The sequence below is a fragment of the Leptospira kobayashii genome (assembly GCF_003114835.2).
Taxonomy (GTDB): domain Bacteria; phylum Spirochaetota; class Leptospiria; order Leptospirales; family Leptospiraceae; genus Leptospira_A; species Leptospira_A kobayashii.
Genome location: NZ_AP025028.1, coordinates 3,680,000 through 3,696,121, shown reverse-complemented (window position 1 = coordinate 3,696,121; position 16,122 = coordinate 3,680,000). Strand labels below are relative to the sequence as shown.

General features: G+C 40.2%; 15 protein-coding genes. 5 read left to right on the top strand and 10 right to left on the bottom strand.

Features of this window, described 5'->3' with window-relative positions:
• The first annotated feature begins 58 nt into the window (after positions 1-58).
• The gene (locus DI077_RS16860) at positions 59-487 is read left to right on the top strand and encodes a nuclear transport factor 2 family protein (protein WP_109021444.1); all 429 of its coding nucleotides are present in this window, start codon (positions 59-61) and stop codon (positions 485-487) included.
• An 82-nt stretch (positions 488-569) separates the two neighbouring features.
• Positions 570-1,442 carry an RluA family pseudouridine synthase gene (locus DI077_RS16855; RefSeq protein WP_109021443.1) on the top strand — a complete coding sequence of 291 codons (873 nt, stop codon included), beginning with the start codon at positions 570-572 and terminating at the stop codon, positions 1,440-1,442.
• Here DI077_RS16855 and DI077_RS16850 read toward each other — a convergent pair.
• From DI077_RS16850 to gcvT, 4 genes are read right to left on the bottom strand one after another with little or no spacing between them, the layout of a single operon-like run.
• Complete coding sequence (locus DI077_RS16850) at positions 1,393-1,713, bottom strand: (2Fe-2S) ferredoxin domain-containing protein (RefSeq protein WP_109021442.1); 321 nt, start codon at positions 1,711-1,713, stop codon at positions 1,393-1,395. The genes DI077_RS16855 and DI077_RS16850 overlap by 50 nt on opposite strands.
• A 17-nt stretch (positions 1,714-1,730) precedes the next feature.
• Positions 1,731-4,643, bottom strand: coding sequence for an aminomethyl-transferring glycine dehydrogenase (gene gcvP / locus DI077_RS16845; RefSeq protein WP_109021441.1), 2,913 nt, complete (start codon positions 4,641-4,643; stop codon positions 1,731-1,733).
• 16 nt (positions 4,644-4,659) lie between these two features.
• Complete coding sequence (gene gcvH, locus DI077_RS16840; protein ID WP_109021440.1) at positions 4,660-5,052, bottom strand: glycine cleavage system protein GcvH; 393 nt, start codon at positions 5,050-5,052, stop codon at positions 4,660-4,662.
• A gap of 44 nt (positions 5,053-5,096) precedes the next feature.
• Positions 5,097-6,215, bottom strand: coding sequence for a glycine cleavage system aminomethyltransferase GcvT (gcvT, locus tag DI077_RS16835; RefSeq protein ID WP_167837197.1), 1,119 nt, complete (start codon positions 6,213-6,215; stop codon positions 5,097-5,099).
• 87 nt (positions 6,216-6,302) lie between these two features.
• On the opposite strand from gcvT, the gene DI077_RS16830 reads away from it, so the two are divergent.
• Complete coding sequence (locus tag DI077_RS16830; RefSeq protein ID WP_109021439.1) at positions 6,303-7,322, top strand: synaptic vesicle VAT-1 family membrane protein; 1,020 nt, start codon at positions 6,303-6,305, stop codon at positions 7,320-7,322.
• Between the two features lie 349 nt (positions 7,323-7,671).
• Here the strand turns inward: DI077_RS16830 and DI077_RS16825 are convergent, their stop codons facing one another.
• From DI077_RS16825 to DI077_RS16815, 3 genes are read right to left on the bottom strand one after another with little or no spacing between them, the layout of a single operon-like run.
• On the bottom strand, positions 7,672-8,304 hold the full coding sequence (locus DI077_RS16825) for a hypothetical protein (protein ID WP_242935257.1): 633 nt from the start codon (positions 8,302-8,304) through the stop codon (positions 7,672-7,674).
• An 8-nt stretch (positions 8,305-8,312) separates the two neighbouring features.
• On the bottom strand, positions 8,313-9,458 hold the full coding sequence (locus DI077_RS16820) for a suppressor of fused domain protein (protein WP_109021438.1): 1,146 nt from the start codon (positions 9,456-9,458) through the stop codon (positions 8,313-8,315).
• A complete protein-coding gene (locus DI077_RS16815) occupies positions 9,458-9,694 on the bottom strand; it encodes a hypothetical protein (RefSeq protein ID WP_109022149.1) in 237 nt (78 codons plus the stop codon). The genes DI077_RS16820 and DI077_RS16815 overlap by 1 nt, the downstream gene beginning before the upstream one ends.
• 90 nt (positions 9,695-9,784) lie before the next feature.
• Here DI077_RS16815 and DI077_RS16810 point away from each other — a divergent pair, with 90 nt between their 5' ends.
• Positions 9,785-10,132 (top strand): Ada metal-binding domain-containing protein, encoded by a 348-nt coding sequence (locus DI077_RS16810; protein ID WP_217351567.1) that lies wholly within the window; start codon positions 9,785-9,787, stop codon positions 10,130-10,132.
• 34 nt (positions 10,133-10,166) lie between these two features.
• On the opposite strand, the gene DI077_RS16805 is transcribed toward DI077_RS16810, so the two are convergent.
• Complete coding sequence (locus tag DI077_RS16805) at positions 10,167-10,775, bottom strand: DUF4269 domain-containing protein (protein WP_109021437.1); 609 nt, start codon at positions 10,773-10,775, stop codon at positions 10,167-10,169.
• Between the two features lie 108 nt (positions 10,776-10,883).
• Between DI077_RS16805 and DI077_RS16800 the strand changes: the two genes are divergently transcribed.
• Complete coding sequence (locus DI077_RS16800) at positions 10,884-12,860, top strand: DUF2207 domain-containing protein (RefSeq protein ID WP_109021436.1); 1,977 nt, start codon at positions 10,884-10,886, stop codon at positions 12,858-12,860.
• A gap of 29 nt (positions 12,861-12,889) precedes the next feature.
• Here the strand turns inward: DI077_RS16800 and DI077_RS16795 are convergent, their stop codons facing one another.
• Positions 12,890-14,734, bottom strand: coding sequence for an adenylate/guanylate cyclase domain-containing protein (locus DI077_RS16795; protein WP_109021435.1), 1,845 nt, complete (start codon positions 14,732-14,734; stop codon positions 12,890-12,892).
• A 239-nt stretch (positions 14,735-14,973) separates the two neighbouring features.
• Positions 14,974-16,026, bottom strand: a complete 1,053-nt coding sequence (locus DI077_RS16790; protein ID WP_109021434.1) for an SDR family oxidoreductase — start codon at positions 16,024-16,026, stop codon at positions 14,974-14,976.
• Positions 16,027-16,122: the final 96 nt, after the last annotated feature.

The following is a 16,122-nucleotide window of genomic DNA, read 5'->3' as shown; positions in this document are numbered from 1 at the left end:
GAGATTTATTTGTCTATTTAGTTAGTATGCGAACTAACTAAATAATGAGAGGTATGAAATGAACAATCTGATAGGTTTTGTCTGTATTTTTGCCGTGGCATTAGCTGCGGGGAGTGTCTATGCTTCCGATAAAGATGATATTAAGGAAAAAATCAAAAACTTCGTCCGTGCAGGTGATGAACAGAATCCTGCGCAACTGGAAACAATCCTGCATCCGGAATATAGAATCACATATGCTTTTCCGGGAGAAAACAAAGTAAGTATTTTAACAAGAGAATCCTATTTGCAAATGTTGAGAGAAAAGAAACTGGGCGGAAGAAAACGTTCTTTGGAAATAGAAGATATATCGATTCGGGGGAACGTTGCCATGGCAAGAGCGAAATTGCAAAGTGATGTAATGCGATTTTCCATATTCTTTTCCTTTATCAATACGGGCGCAGGATGGCAATTGATCAGTGACTTACCTTATGCGGAAAAAATAGAATGAAGTAGTAAAACGATGAAAAATAGAAATTGAATCTTCTTTGTTTCTATGTGATTCTATCTTTGACCGACAAAGAAAAGATTTGATGACAAAATTTTCCAAAACAAATACCCGATTTCTTCCCAAAGGACTAACCATCTTATACGAAGACAACGACATCTTGGTTGTAGATAAGCCGGCCGGACTACTTACTGTTGCTACGGATTCGGAAAAAACAAAAACCGCTTACGCTGCTTTGACCGATTATGTAAAAAAAGGAAGTATCCAATCCAAAAGAAGGATTTTTATCGTTCATCGTTTGGATCGGGATACTTCGGGTGTTCTAATCTTTGCAAAAACGGAAGATGCAAAATTAAAATTACAATCGGATTGGGATAAGACGAAGAAAAAATACATAGCGGTGACTCACGGCAATTGGGACAAACCTTCCGGAACTATCACATCCTATCTTACCGAAAACAAAGCACAAGTCGTCTATTCCACGAAAGAACCTTCTCTTGGAAAATTATCTCACACTTTGTACAAGGTGCTGAAAGAAACCAAAAATTATTCTCTGGTCGAAGTGGATCTGTTAACTGGTCGTAAAAACCAAATCAGAGTCCATTTTGCGGATGAAAAACATCCTATCGTCGGGGACAAAAAGTACGGAGAAGATGAAAAATCCTATTCCAGAATGGCTTTGCATTCCTGGTCGATTTCCTTCTTACATCCGTTTAGCGGGAAAGAAATATTTTTACGCACGGAGGTTCCTCCGTTCATTACAGGTCTTGTCAGCGGTTTTGAATTCGGTTTGGGTGAGAGTGGCGGTAATGAAGAGGATAAGATACAACCTGATCCGTTAGAGCATGGTGTTCCAAAGGAAAAGTCGGAAATCAAAAAGGGCAAAACGAAATTGGAAAATAAAAAATCTATTCCTTCACAAGCAAATGTTCGTAAGCGGAAGGATCGTCGTTTTTGAAATAATGTTCCAGAATGATGTCCACGTCGGCTTCGGTTTGAAGTTTGAACCATTTTCCTTCCGGATAACATACTTGCACGGGGCCTAGTTCGCATCTTTCCATACAACCGGCTCTTTGGATTCGAAAAGGATAAGTGATTCCCGCCTTTACCGATTTTTTCTTGAGCAATTTTAAAATTTCTTCCGAACCTTGATTTCCACAAGACACCCGTTCGCCGGGTGCCCTTTTGTTTTCGCAGACGAAAAAATGTTTATCGTAAACTCTTTCCATTATAGGTCCGGCAAATCCTAACTGTACTGTTCCATCGGGATGCAGGAACAAATCAGGTTTCTGTCACCGTACACATTGTCCACTCTTCCCACACTCGGCCAGAATTTACGGGTTCGTAACCAAGGAAGGGGATAAGCGGCACGTTCTCTGGAATATTTATGATTCCAAGAATCGGAAATCACCACTTCCGCAGTATGGGGAGAATTTTTTAAAGGGTTATCCGTTTTATCAAGGACTCCTGATTCGATATCTTTGATTTCGGAAAAGATGCTGAGCATGGAATCAATGAAACGATCCAATTCTTCTTTTGATTCGGATTCCGTAGGTTCTACCATAAGAGTACCGGGAACAGGGAAAGACATTGTAGGAGAGTGAAATCCGAAATCTATCAAACGTTTGGCGATATCTTCAACTTCCACACCGCTCGTTTTTTTGAATCCACGCATATCCAGAATGCACTCGTGAGCCACTAAATCCTTATTCCCTTTGTATAAAACGGGGAAAGAAGAACCAAGTCGTTTCGCAATGTAGTTCGCATTTAAAATGGCAAGTTTGGTTGCGTATTGTAATCCTTCAAATCCGAGCATGGCAATGTATGCCCAGGAAATCACAACGATGGAAGCGCTTCCCCAAGGAGCGGAAGAGACCGCCCACTGACTGTTATTCGATCCGTTTTCAATCAAGCTATGTCCAGGAAGAAAGGATGCCAAGTGTTCCGCTACACCGATCGGCCCGACTCCCGGTCCACCACCTCCGTGAGGAATACAGAATGTTTTGTGCAAATTCAAATGACAAACATCGGCACCTATATCGGCAGGACGAGTGAGTCCTACTTGCGCGTTCATGTTCGCACCGTCCATATAAACTTGTCCGCCGTTTTCATGAATCGAATTGCAAATCTCCACAATGGATTCTTCGAACACTCCGTGAGTGGACGGATATGTTACCATCAGAGCACCCAGATCATCTTTGTGTTCGATTGCTTTTTTCTTTAAGTCGGCTACATCAATGTTTCCGTTATCATCACAATTGACCGCAACCACTTGGAATCCAGCCATCACTGCGGAAGCGGGATTTGTTCCGTGTGCGGAAATTGGAATCAAACATATGTTTCTATGATTGTCGTTTCTACTTTGATGATAGTTGCGGATTGCCATAAGACCGGCGTATTCACCTTGCGAACCAGCGTTAGGTTGCAGGGATACTTCCGCAAAACCGGTGATTTCACAGAGCCATTTTTCCAATTGGCCGAATAGTTTTCTGTAACCTTCCGTTTGGTTTTCTGGAACGAAAGGATGTATATTGGACAACTCGGGCCAAGTGACAGGATACATCTCCGTAGATGCATTGAGTTTCATTGTGCAGGAACCGAGTGCAATCATGGAAGTAGTGAGCGATAAATCTTTTCCTTCCAGTCTTCGGATATAACGAAGCATTTCAGTTTCGGTATGAAAGCTGTTGAATACGGGGTGTGTGAGGTAAGAAGACTTTCTTTCCAAAATTTCAGGGATTGCCCATTCTTCTTTTTGCGCCAGTTCTTCTGCGGAAAAATGAGTCACTTTGTTTTCATTGAATACTTCCAAAAGATCCTGGATATCGGAAATCGTTGTAGTCTCATCCAACGATACGCTGATTACGTGTTGGGAAATGGAACGAAGATTGATCTCTTTGTCTTCCGCATAACGGATGATTTCTGCCGAAGTGATTTTGGAAAGTTCCACTCGAATGGTATCGAAATACGGTTTTGATACCACTTTGTAACCTAGTTTTTCCAAACCAGTTGCAAGTAGAGTCGTCATTCTATGTACTCTGGATGCAATTTGTTTCAAACCTTTCGGTCCATGATAAACCGCATACATGGAAGATAAAACCGCAAGTAATACTTGCGCCGTGCAAATATTGGAAGTAGCTTTGTCGCGTCGGATATGTTGTTCGCGGGTTTGTAAAGACAAACGATAACCCGGTTTTCCTTGTGCATCTTTAGATACACCTATAAGTCGGCCGGGCATACTTCTTTTGAATTCTTCTTTGGTAGCGAAGTATCCTGCATGTGGTCCGCCGAATCCGAGAGGCAATCCGAATCTTTGGGAACTTCCCACTACCACATCGGCATTCATCTCACCGGGTGATTTTAATATGGTAAGTGCAAGTAAGTCCGCAGCAACAACCGACTTGGCACCTACTTCGTGTAATTTGGCAATGAATTCTGAAAAATCAAATACGGTTCCGTCTGTAGAAGGATATTGAACAATGGCTCCGAAAAAATCGGTAGAAGGGACCATCTTTTTAAAAGAACCGACAACAATATTGATCCCGAGAGGAATGGCACGTGTTCGAATTACATCTAAGGTTTGAGGATGAACGGACTGAGAAACAAAGAAAGATTTTCCTTGGCTGTCTTCTTTCAAAGAAAATAACATATTCATCGCTTCTGCTGCGGCAGTTCCTTCATCCAAAAGAGAAGCATTTGCGATTTCCATTCCGGTAAGATCAGTGATCATCGTTTGGAAGTTGATGAGAGCTTCCATTCTACCTTGTGCGATCTCCGCTTGATAAGGAGTGTAAGCAGTATACCAACCCGGATTTTCCAGGATATTTCTTTGGATCACGGGAGGAGTGATGCAAGAATGATAACCGAGTCCGATATAAGAACGAAAGATTTTGTTTTTGGAAACAATCTTTTTCAATTCCGTTTGAAGTGCATATTCACCCAATGGCTTCGGTAGTTCCAAAGTTTTTTTCAATCTGATGTTTTTCGGAACAGCATCATCAATCAAAGCATCCAAAGTTTTATAGCCGATCACATCGAGCATTTCATTCACTTTGTCTTGGTTTGAACCGACATGTCTGCGTAAGAATGTATCGCTCGGCGCGAGAGTTTCTTCGTAGCCGTCGACGGAGTTTAGATTGGATTGGGTGTATGTCTTCAACTGTTTTCTCCTGAAATCAATCTAGCTTGGATACGTATTCTTTGTATTGGGAAGCTGAGAGTAATCCTTTCAGTTCTTCCGTGTTGATGCCTTTCAGTTTTACCATCCAGGAATCAAAAGGTGCTGTGTTTACATTGCCTGGAGTGGAGGACAAAGAAGCATTTGTTTCGGAAATTTCTCCCGAGATAGGTGCGTATAAATCTTCCGCGGCTTTTACGGATTCAATCGTTCCCAAGCTGTCTTTTTGATTAATTTTTTTACCTACTTTCGGTAAGTCGATGAATACGATATCACCTAATGCATTTTGTGCGAAATCGGTGATTCCAACAAGAGCAGTATCTCCTTCGACTTTCACCCATTCGTGTTTTTCCGTATAATAGTATCCATCTTTTGCTTCTGTTACTGCCATTGTTTTTCCTCTTTAAAGTATATTTGGTGATCTTTGACTTATGATTATTTTTGGTTACGAACGCTTCCTTTGATGAAAGCCCCCGTTTCTACTTTTGCTTTTTTCTTTTGTCCGCGAATCTCTACGAATACTTCCGTTTGATTTTTGGTGAATTCAAAATCAAGCATGGCAAGTCCCAAAGATTCTTTTCTGGTAGGGGAATGCGTTCCCGAAGTTGTTTTTCCTATTTCTTTTCCATCGGAAGAAAAGACGGGAAAATTTTCGCGCAACACACCTGGTTCCTGTAAAATGATTCCTACAACTTTCTTTTTAGGATTTTCTTTTTTATCTTTTTGAATCCGGTCATATGCAAAGTAAGGAGGATTTTTTTCTTTTACGATAAAACCGATTCCCGATTCTACAGGAGACCATTCCGCATTCAGTTCATGTCCGTACAAAGGATACTTTGCTTCGAGTCGGAGTGTATCACGAGCACCAAGACCTACAGGAACAAGTCCCAAATCTTTTCCTTGTACAAGCAGTTCATTCCAAAGTTTTAATCCGAGAGAGTGAGAAGTATAAATTTCAAATCCGTCTTCTCCTGTATAACCTGTACGGGAAAGAATGATCGTCTCACCATTTAATTCCAATTCGATAAAATGATAATAGAGAAGCCCTTTTAAATCTTTTCCCAGATAGTTTTCCAGGATTTGATTCGCATTCGGTCCTTGTAATGCGATTTGGTGCCAGTCTTTACTTACATCTTCCACTTTACAATTTCCGGAAACATACTTTTGCAAATGTGCTGCGACTGCGGGATAATTCGAAGCATTGGAACAAATCATATATTTTGTGGAAGAAAAACGATACACGGTGATATCATCTACGAGTCCGCCGTTCTCATTCAATACCGCGTTGTATTGAACTTGTCCGTCATACATAGAAGAGATTTGGTTGCAGGTAGTTTTTTCCAAAAGAGAAAGAATATCCGCTTCGCTTCCCGTAATAAAAATTTCACCCATATGAGAGACATCAAATAAACCGGCATGAGTTCTTGTTGCGCTGTGCTCTTGGATGATTCCCGTATATTGCACGGGCATATCCCAACCTCCGAATGGAACCATTTTGGCTCCCAGTTCTTTGTGAATTTGATAGAGGGGGGTTTGTTTTAATTCCAACTGCATTCTCTCTTGATTTCCCCAACTTATGGGACTTAATGCCATGGAAAAATCTTTTCTTTTCAATGGAATTCGATTTTTTTATAAAATATTATGAAGAGAGAAGTATATCGAGTCGTAAAAACGGGGTCTTTGCAAGGTTTGAAGAGAATGGAGGAAGAACTTTTTTCTCCCGCAAAAGACGAAGTTACAGTTCAAGTGAAAGCGATCGGATTTAATTTTGCCGATGTTTTTTCCGTTTTCGGATTATATTCTGCGACTCCGAAAGAAAGTTTTATTCCTGGTCTTGAATTTTCTGGCATCATCATTGCTAAAGGAGAAGATGTAAAAGATTTTCAGATAGGTGATTCCGTTTACGGCACTACTAGATTTGGCGCATACACAACTCATCTTAATGTACAAAAAGATTATGTATTCGCACTTCCGAAATCATGGTCCTTCGAGGAAGGTGCTGCGTTTCCAGTACAAGCACTCACTGCGTACTATGCATTATTGCCTCTTGGTAATTTAAAAAATTCACAAACAGTTCTCATTCATAGTGCTGCAGGTGGTGTAGGGATACTTGCTAATCGAATCGCAAAGAAGTGGAATGCGTTTACAATCGGTCTTGTAGGTGATGAATCAAAGTATTCTATCCTAAAAGAAGAAGGTTTCGATGCTTATTTAATACGCTCTAAAGCATTTAAACAAGAGATGAAGAGAATTTTATCAGAAAAACGATTGGATTTGGTCTTAGAATGCACCGGTGGACAATATTTTTCCGACAGTTATGCAATGTTATCCCCTATGGGAAGGCTTGTTACCTATGGAAGTGCAGTGTTTACACCTGCTTCATCACATAAAAATTGGTTCAAACTTGCGTATCACTACCTAACTAGACCATCGATTGACCCACTTTCCATGATCTCAGACAATAAATCAGTGATGGGATTCAATTTGATATGGCTTTGGAATGAGAAGTTAGAGTTAAAAAAACATTTTTCATCACTGAGTGAGCTGAATTTATCTCCACAAAGGATAGGTGAAGTGTTTTCTTTCGATGAATTGATACCTGCATTGGATTATTTTCGAAGTGGTAAGACAATTGGTAAGGTTGTTGTTAAAGTTTCGTAGAATGTGTATTAGTCTATTTTATGAAAAAATAAAAAATGAAATAAAATTCCTACAAAAAATATTTTTTCTTTACAACAATATTGAGATGAATTAATTATGTCGTATCAATCGACTTACTGTTTGCCAAGGACAGTGGTTTTTTGAAATCAAAAGATAAGGACGATACCAATGGTTGCTAAAAAGAAAGCTGCAAAAAAGAAAGCCGCAAAGAAAAAGGCTGCAAAAAAGAAAGCTGCGAAAAAGAAGTAAGCTGCTTATTCAAACATAAGACTCTTTACTTCGATTCTTTCGAAGAAAGATTGTGTGAACCCGCAAAACCTGCGGGTTTTTTCATTTTTAAGGGCAATGATTACGCAATTGCGCGCGTAAATCCCCTTCTTCCCATGGAAATCCCTTGTTTTTTATCTAGGTTGGGTCTCTCAATCCCTACAAATTGAAAATGATCCTTCTTATTGATGGATTGAAAGAGAGATTTGAGTAATGAATCGATGTTAGGATGGGAAACATTCTTATACACCTTACGCGTGGAGTCTTTTCCCCAAATTTCCAAATGATCCGAGTCCGGAAGTTTTAAAATCAGAGAAGATAGATCGTATCTCTTCATTAGTATATGGCAAGTATCTTCAAAACCAAGCTCAGTGATGGAAGATTGATCAAAAAACACCAATAGATAGAGGATAGAAGCGTTTTCCAGTTTTCCGCTATCATCAGCAACCTTTTGGATTCCATCTAAAGCAAGGTATCGCAAATTTTTTGAAAGAAACCAAAGTTTTTGATCTTCGTGGCGTTTCAAATTGACTTCTTCGGAGAAACGTTTCTGAAACACCGTAGAGAGAAAGAATCCGGTCGATTCATTACGAGCTTCGAAGATTCGTTCTAAATCAAACGGTTCGAATTCCAGATTAAAAAATTTAGTATAAGTCTCTGCCATATCACTATTAGTAACGGACAGATTCATTTTTTTGATTCGTAATTTTTCCAACTACAAACTTAGAATTCCAACATTCTACGCTCGGATTCATGAAAAAAACTGAAACCTTCTTTGGTCCAAGTCTCCCAGAACTTCGGCGAACCTTCTCTTTGAAAACAAATTCGTTCTTCCACCGAGATAGGAACTAAAAATAAATAATTCACCCTTCTTCCATTCTCGGAGATGAGTCCGTTTAGCTTCGGATAAGGGAGACTCGGGTCTTTATCCAACTCATCCGTTACATTTTTGAGAACAAACCAATTGAAATCCAAGTAGAGTTGATCAGGATCTTTGCGAGGATTTTGAATCGTATGAGAATGTCCGAACCATATACCTGTGTTCCAAGGAAATTTGATCATCTCTCCGAGTACATGTTGTATCCAGGATTCGGAATGATCTTCGTATTCATTGGAAAGTTTGATGGCAAATACCAATTCAATGCGCGCATAATCTTCAAAATTTTTATGATAGAGTTCAACGGATGGTTGGTTCTGTGCACTCATTCCGATGGTTGAGAATATTTTGATTCCTGGAAATTCCTTCGGTAAAAAAGATGCGATCCCGAGAGAAGGATACTTTCCTCCGTCGGCAGACCAATATTTTTCATGTTTTCCTAGTCTCTCTTCCAAAAAATTCAATCGTAAAGTTTGGAGTTTGTTCCAATGATTTTTTTCGGAAACGGTTTCCCAAAATTTGCGGGATTCTTTCACTCGCTCCGCAATCACTCCGTTATTCACATCACCTAAGGGAGACGCTGCTGCTGCGTCTTCTTTTGCTTCTTTGGAATAGCCATGTACTCCTTTGATTCCGGACCAAGGAGGAAGATATGCATAGAGTTCTTCATTTACGAAAAGTGCGACTGCATCTCCTTCTTCCGACCAAATGAAATGAATTTCCTCTTCTTTCAAACTGGGTAGGGCATGAACGGTGTTGGTTTCTTTTTTTGTATGAACCGGTGCGAGTCCTTTTCGGAAATCATCAGGATCTCTTTCTTCCGGTGCATCTATCAGGTTACGAATCCAAAGGGATTTCATCGGCCACTCGGGATTGTTATGGGATTGTAAGTAAAGATAAATGGTTCTTCCGTCGTCTTCTAGAAAAGCAGTAAAAGAACCGTAAGGATTTGCCTCTTGGTAGAGGACCTTAGGTTGGTTTGGTGGGTTCATTAGAATTTATGGGCTACGTTTCTGTTTTTAACTACTGTTAAAAGTCTGGTAATCTCTTCTTCCATTCCTTTTTCAATATAGATATCGGGATAATAGGAAGAGGCATTGCGAAGACCGATTAACTCCGGTTCTCTCCATTTACGGAAATTACGAATGGTTTCCAGGGTGGAAGAAGGAATCTCAATTCCTTCTTTTTTGGCATTGATAAAAGATTGAACAGCGTGTGTAGGAGTCATCTCTATAGGAAAGTTTTGCCCGGATAAACCTGGTTCCAACTCATTTTTTTTAAGCGGGAGTCGAAAAAGAGCGGGGGAGGGAGATCGTTTGTGGTACCTCTTACAGTTTACGAATTTTCGCAAGTTTCGGGTTGGAAAAGGCGATCTCTGCCGGTATCATTACTTGATCCGGTCAATAAAACAATGATTCGACATAATCAAATCAAAGCTCCCGAACTTCGAAAACAAATTCGAAATCGAGTCATCATTTTCGGAGGAAATGCAAAACTTAAAATCTATGGAAAACTGAGCTGTAAATCGGGAAAACGAATGAAAAAAGAAAATAGGGTGTTCTTTATTTCGGAGAAGGAAGCAATCCATCTGGGTTACCGCCCTTGCGGGCATTGTTTAAAAAAGGATTATCAAAATTGGAAACTAAAAAGTATACCTTCGGGATAATCGGCAAACTTCTCTTATCGAATTCATTCTAATTCTATTTCAGCTGAAAGTGATTGGATTTCAAAATTTCTTTCAATGTTTCATCGGAAGATTGTCCCAAATCCAATAAGACTTGGTAAGGATCTCCTTTTTGCCCCAACACCTCACAGAAAGCAGGTTCCGTTTTTATTCCTTGTTTTTTCTTTTCTATGATTTGGTTTTTAAAATCCTCACCTGCCAAATCCAAAAATCGTTTTTCAACAACCATATGCAAAAAACCTTTTTGGTTTTCCGGTTTTATCTTTTGAGAAAAAATTTCATAAGAAAATAAATTCGTTTGAAAGTTGATTTTTACCGACGGCTCTCCATCGAAGTCTTTGGTTTCGTAAGAGAAATTGGAATAATGACGAAACTTAGCATAAGCGATCTTAATCAAATGATTGGGATTGTTGTGATAAGTGAGTATGTCCACATCACTATTTTCCGTATCGATTCCAAGCGGAATCGTTCCTGCAATCAAAGGATAAAATCCGGAGAGTTTGGAAATGATTTTGTGATTGGAAAGATCCGAATGAAGGGATTTTTGTTTTTCATTTCCGGTTTCCAGATAGTCGGGAGTGAAAAAAATATGAACGTCCCAAACAGAATCTTGATTTGCTTCCATTTATATAGGAAAGCATGAAAAAAAGAAAAATACAAGCAAAGCAAACTCAAATAATTTTGGTGCGGTAAATTTATTTTCAGGTATAGTACTCACACAAAGGTTCCTCGAATGAAATATATTTTCCGTTGTATTCTTGTTTTCTTATTTGTTTTGCCGGGAGTTTCTTTTGCAGAGTGGGAAGATGAGAAAACACTTTCTTGGGACAAAGTAGAAGTAAATGCCTTCTTATCTTCAGACGGAACTCTTTCCGTAGAGGAAATCCAAAGCATACGATTCAACGGTGACTGGCGGGGACCTTATCGAAGTTATGATTTCAAAAGAGGGCAGTCGATCGACTTGATTTCCGTCGAAAAGTTGGGCAAAGACAAAACCTGGAGGATTCTTCCCGGGGGAAATGCGGAAACAAAAGACAGTTATTCCTTTTCAAATAAAAAAGAACTGAAGATACGTTCCAGAGACGACAACGATCCTCCTTTTCAGGATGAAGTTCTGACTTATAAAATCAAGTTAGAATATAAAAATATTCTAACTAAAAAGGAAGAAAATGCTGTCTATGAAATCAATCATGATTTTTTAGCTAAAGACAGGAAAGACTCCATCCGGAAATTCCGATTGAATTTGAATTGGGACGAGGAATGGGAGCACCCGAGCGGACGGAAAAGTTTTCATTTCGAAACTGATAAACCTTTGGTTTCTTCCGAGTCGTATGTGTATCGATCCGAGTTTTTCTTTCTTCCCGAAAAAAACAAAACATTCACCGGACCCGGGCCTTATTATTTTAAGGAAAATTGGTATAACACGGATGAGATGATTTTTTGGAAAAGAGCGTTGATTGTCCTCGTTAGCTATGCTTCCTGTTTTTGTCTGTTTTATTTATTGTCTCTTATTTTCATTCGATGGAAAAACAAGGAACTGTATCTTTTCGCAAAAGACGTTTTTTCTTATTTGAGAAAAAACTCTTCCGAAAGCATCGCAATCCAATTTGATTTGAAAAAAGTATCCTCTGTGTTTTTGGGAAGGTTAGTAGCGGAAGGTAAAATTAAAATCAATAGAACGGATGATTTTATAGAGTTTGGATTACTCGTACCAAGGGATTCTCTTGCCAAACCGGAAAGAGAAATTTTGGATCAATTGTTTGTAGATTCCGACCAAACTACGGATGTGGAAATAAAAAAATATTACAAGAAGAAACACCGTTATTTTTCCTTACATTCAGAGGTTTACGCTCGTTATTCGAAAGAAGCGAATCACTTCGAATCGAAATTTTTCCTCCGATGGGTATTGTCCTCTTTGATACTGTTTCCCTTATTTAATTTTATTTTTTACGGGTATCCGATTTTCCTACACATTTTAGTTCTTTATGTTTTCATTCTATTGGCTTATTTCATTCTCTCATTCGTATTTTCCATTTTCAATTGGGTTTCTCATAATGATTTGAAATTGAAAGATCCATCGATTTATTTTTTTAAAAGATCTCTGCGGCTTCCCGAACTGATGATCTGCTGTTTACTTTTATTAACTACTTACAATCTTTTTGAAATAGAAAATTCATTTGCTCTATTTCTATCCGTATTTCTTTTCATGTTCTTTTTTTATTCCATTCCAATTGTTTCGGAAATAGAAGATAAATGGATCACCTTTATAAAAAAAGACCTAAAGGATGCGATCAAAGATTATATTCAAAACGGAGACCTATCCGGGTTATCAACGGAAGACTCTATGGACTTTGTTGCACTCGGCTTGTACAATGAAATTTTAAAAAGACAGAAAGAAAAAAACGATGTCTCTCATCTTTTGGTATTGTCCCAAACGGATTCGATTGAAATTGAAAATAAAGATAGATCAAAAAGGTCTTCCCGTATAAAAACATCTTCTGCCGATTCAGGCGGTTCCTTTTCGGAACAAAAATTTTCCGGAGGAGGGGGAATTTCCGCAGGTGGTGGAGCGAGTGTTAGTTGGGATACTTTGAACGGATTGTCCGATTTTACCGCAGGATCGCGTCCTACATCTTCCGGTTCCTCCGGTTCACGTTCCGGATCTTCCTCTTCCTCCTCATCGGGAGGAGGAAGTATGGGAGGATGGTGATGTTATGATGCGACCTTTTATCAAATCGATTAGGCTCCGACACCTTCTAACACGAGAAATACTTCAATAGGTTGGATCTTTCCTTTTACTGTTTCAAGAGCTACAAATTGAGTTGGAAAGACCTCGGGATGCTCAAGGCTTTCGATCGTAGAACCGGAAACAAGAATATCAACGGCATATTTTTTTGTTAAACCTTCCAGGCGACTTGCAGCATTCACAGTATCACTGATCACGGTCGAATCCATTCTTTTGTTTTCTCCGATCGTTCCAAGCATAAGAGGTCCCGTATGGATGCCGATGCCGAACCGAATGGTTTGGTAGCCACCTCTTTCCCTTCCGTTATTGTATTCTTCCAAGGCATGTCTCATCGCGACCGCCGCCGCCAAAGCCTCGTCAGGTGCTCCTGGGAACAACGCCATCATTCCGTCACCAAGATACTTGTCTACAAAGCCGTTATGGTCTCGTATGACAGGTCCGAATAATTTTAAGAAAGAGTTGATGAACTTAAAGTTTTCCTGCGGACTCATCGTTTCGGACAGACTGGTAAAGTTCCGGATATCGAGAAAAAACACAGTCATTCTCATTTCGGAAAAGTCACCCAATACGATTTCAGTAATGCTTTTTTTGTTTAGAAACCCTAATACTTCCCTTGGGATAAACCGTTCCAGGGAAGTATTGATTTTTTCCATAGCTATCGAATGTAATTCCGCCGAAGCGAAAGCATTTGCGAACAGGCGAGCGACAACCATCGCCTGCGCCATAAGAAACACCAGCGTACCAACGTTAACTAAAGATGGCAGATTCCAGAAGAAATGACTTTTGACGATATCGAGTACGACTGTGGTAAGGAAGATAGTCGTACCACCGACAAAGAGTCCTGCTCCGGGTTCGCGATGAGCCAAAGCCCGGCCGACAGTTACAAGACTGTATATCCCGAAAACCACAAGTAAAATTTGAAATGGTATAAGTAGATTTGTAGTCCATCCCACCGGCGCGAATAAATTTACCAAAGCATAAACACCACCGCCTATCATAGTAAAAACGGTAGCGGGGCGCCAGGATTGTTTAGGATAGAGTCGATCAACAAACGCTGCAAAGGTGGCTAATGCCAAAGCCATTGTAGCATAAACCCCCCGGATTACAACATACCACGATGTCTCGGGGAAAGCTTCGAGGAAAATTACTTCGCTGTATAGAGTTGAGCGGATCGCAATCAACATACAAAAAACTCCGAACCAAAGAGGAGCGCGGTTCTGGCTTCGAAAAATAAAGGACCCGCAGTGATAAAGCCCCATAAGAAAAATAGCCCCAAACATCAGGGCTTCCCATAGAGCGGCATGGTCGCGCTCCTTTTGAACCTGATTCCAAGGGCCGAATGTCAGACTATAATAGATACCGCCGAATTGATCGTCCCAGTTGGAAACCGTAATTGATAAGTCGATGACTCCATTGGATGAAGGGATGAGTATGATCCTGGGTCTGTAAGAAGGAACAGCACTCACGGAAGAATCAGATACGATTCCTTCTTTCGCTATTACTTCTCCACCAACTGACAATGAGAAGGCGGTTCCTACAATCGGCAATCTTAGTGCGAGGGTTTCGGAACCGGCCGGTAAAATGATTTTGAGTCGGTAAGTACCCGAACCAAAAGCCGAACCGTGAAAACCTCTTGCAGACGGAACTGTCCAAGGAATATGATCGAGCGTCCATTCCCCATCCAAAGAAACAGGTCCACGATCCCACGACCAGTTTGTAAGATCGAGGGTTCCTTTCGAAGCACGAGGTGCTTTTTCGGATTTTGACTCTTGAACCGAGCAGGCTGTTAGAAAACATATAAGGAGATAAGTGGCAAAGGAATAAAGAGGGGAAGCCATTTGGGGGAATGCTTGCGTATTACCGGGTAATGTCAATCAAATTCGAGCCGATGGCTTTGACTCAATGGCAAATCCGCATCATCAACGATCTATTCAATAATTTTTTAACAGACTTCCGTTCTAGTGGAGGAAATCCCTAATTGGGATCGTAAAAAATCCATATCATAGGATAGCGGAAGTTAGGCTAGTCGGAAATAAATGTCTTTATCTCCGACTAGCGCATATAAGTCGTTCTATTTTTAGATTAACTTTGCCGCTTCCAATTGCTCGATATGTTCCACAAATGTTTCGGAAAGAGGTCTGTATTTAAGGCCTAAATCCTTTTGGCTATAGGAATTGTCCAAGTCGAAAGGGATTCCCACATTTCGGGAAGTATTTGCCCAAGAGAGTCCGAAGAACGGCCCTACTAAATACACTAAAAATTTAGGAAGCTCGCTCGTGGGGATCGGGTATTTTTTTCCGAATTTTTCGCGAAGAATCTTTGCAGCACCTAACATAGGGAGAGTCTCTGCGGATGTGATATGTCGCCCTTTGGCGGAAGGAGTGAAACCCGCAAGTATATGGGCTTTCGCCACATCTCTCACATCCACAAATCCGATCAGAGTGTTGGGAACACCTGATTTGAATTTTCCATTTACCATCGACAACATAAAGTCCACACTTGTTCCATCGACTCTATTGGAAACAGAAGGTCCCATGACGAAGGAAGGATTGATCACAAGCAAGTCCCAACGGTTTTGTTTTTTATTGATCTCCCAAGCTTCTTTTTCCGCTAATGTTTTGGAATAAGGATAAGGTTGGTGGCTGAGACTGCTGGACGTATTCCAATGTTCTTCCGTAAGTTTGTTCCCCGGAACGTTTGCCGCATCTATGTTGTCTCCGTAAATGGAGGCAACACTGGATGTTAAAACCACGCGTTTCACTGAACTTGCCTTATTTACCGACTCCAGAACATTTCTAGTTCCTTGTAACGCCGGTTCTACGAGTTGTTTTTGAGCATCTTTGATCCCTGAAATAAAAAAAGGAGATGCGGTATGAATCACAAGTTCGGTTCCTTTGACTGCTTGGTCGAAAGATCCGTTGACAATCAGATCTGCTTCGAATAACTCCAGTTTGCCTGGATGTTTTTTAGATAACTCAAGCAGATGTTCCACCTTTTTGAGATCTCTGAGATTACGGACAGTGGTTCTGACGGTGATTCCGTCTTCTAATAGATATTTGATGATCCAGGAAGCGATGTATCCGCTACCTCCTGTTACAAGTACGGGAGCTTTTTTATCGATATTTGTCATTGTTAGCCTATATAGAGATTTTAAGTGAATGAGAGTTTATTTACTCTTTTATATAGACCAGCTAAGAACCCCAGGCTATTTTTTTATTTATATTTT

Bases quoted from the DNA above. Each gene is read 5' to 3' on its own strand.
- DI077_RS16860 (WP_109021444.1), top strand. From the start codon at position 59: ATGAACAATCTGATAGGTTTTGTCTGTATTTTTGCCGTGGCATTAGCT.
- DI077_RS16855 (WP_109021443.1), top strand. From the start codon at position 570: ATGACAAAATTTTCCAAAACAAATACCCGATTTCTTCCCAAAGGACTA.
- DI077_RS16850 (WP_109021442.1), bottom strand. From the start codon at position 1,713: ATGGAAAGAGTTTACGATAAACATTTTTTCGTCTGCGAAAACAAAAGG.
- gcvH (WP_109021440.1), bottom strand. From the start codon at position 5,052: ATGGCAGTAACAGAAGCAAAAGATGGATACTATTATACGGAAAAACAC.
- gcvT (WP_167837197.1), bottom strand. From the start codon at position 6,215: ATGCAGTTGGAATTAAAACAAACCCCCCTCTATCAAATTCACAAAGAA.
- DI077_RS16830 (WP_109021439.1), top strand. From the start codon at position 6,303: ATGAAGAGAGAAGTATATCGAGTCGTAAAAACGGGGTCTTTGCAAGGT.
- DI077_RS16820 (WP_109021438.1), bottom strand. From the start codon at position 9,458: ATGAACCCACCAAACCAACCTAAGGTCCTCTACCAAGAGGCAAATCCT.
- DI077_RS16815 (WP_109022149.1), bottom strand. From the start codon at position 9,694: ATGACTCCTACACACGCTGTTCAATCTTTTATCAATGCCAAAAAAGAA.
- DI077_RS16805 (WP_109021437.1), bottom strand. From the start codon at position 10,775: ATGGAAGCAAATCAAGATTCTGTTTGGGACGTTCATATTTTTTTCACT.
- DI077_RS16800 (WP_109021436.1), top strand. From the start codon at position 10,884: ATGAAATATATTTTCCGTTGTATTCTTGTTTTCTTATTTGTTTTGCCG.
- DI077_RS16795 (WP_109021435.1), bottom strand. From the start codon at position 14,734: ATGGCTTCCCCTCTTTATTCCTTTGCCACTTATCTCCTTATATGTTTT.
- DI077_RS16790 (WP_109021434.1), bottom strand. From the start codon at position 16,026: ATGACAAATATCGATAAAAAAGCTCCCGTACTTGTAACAGGAGGTAGC.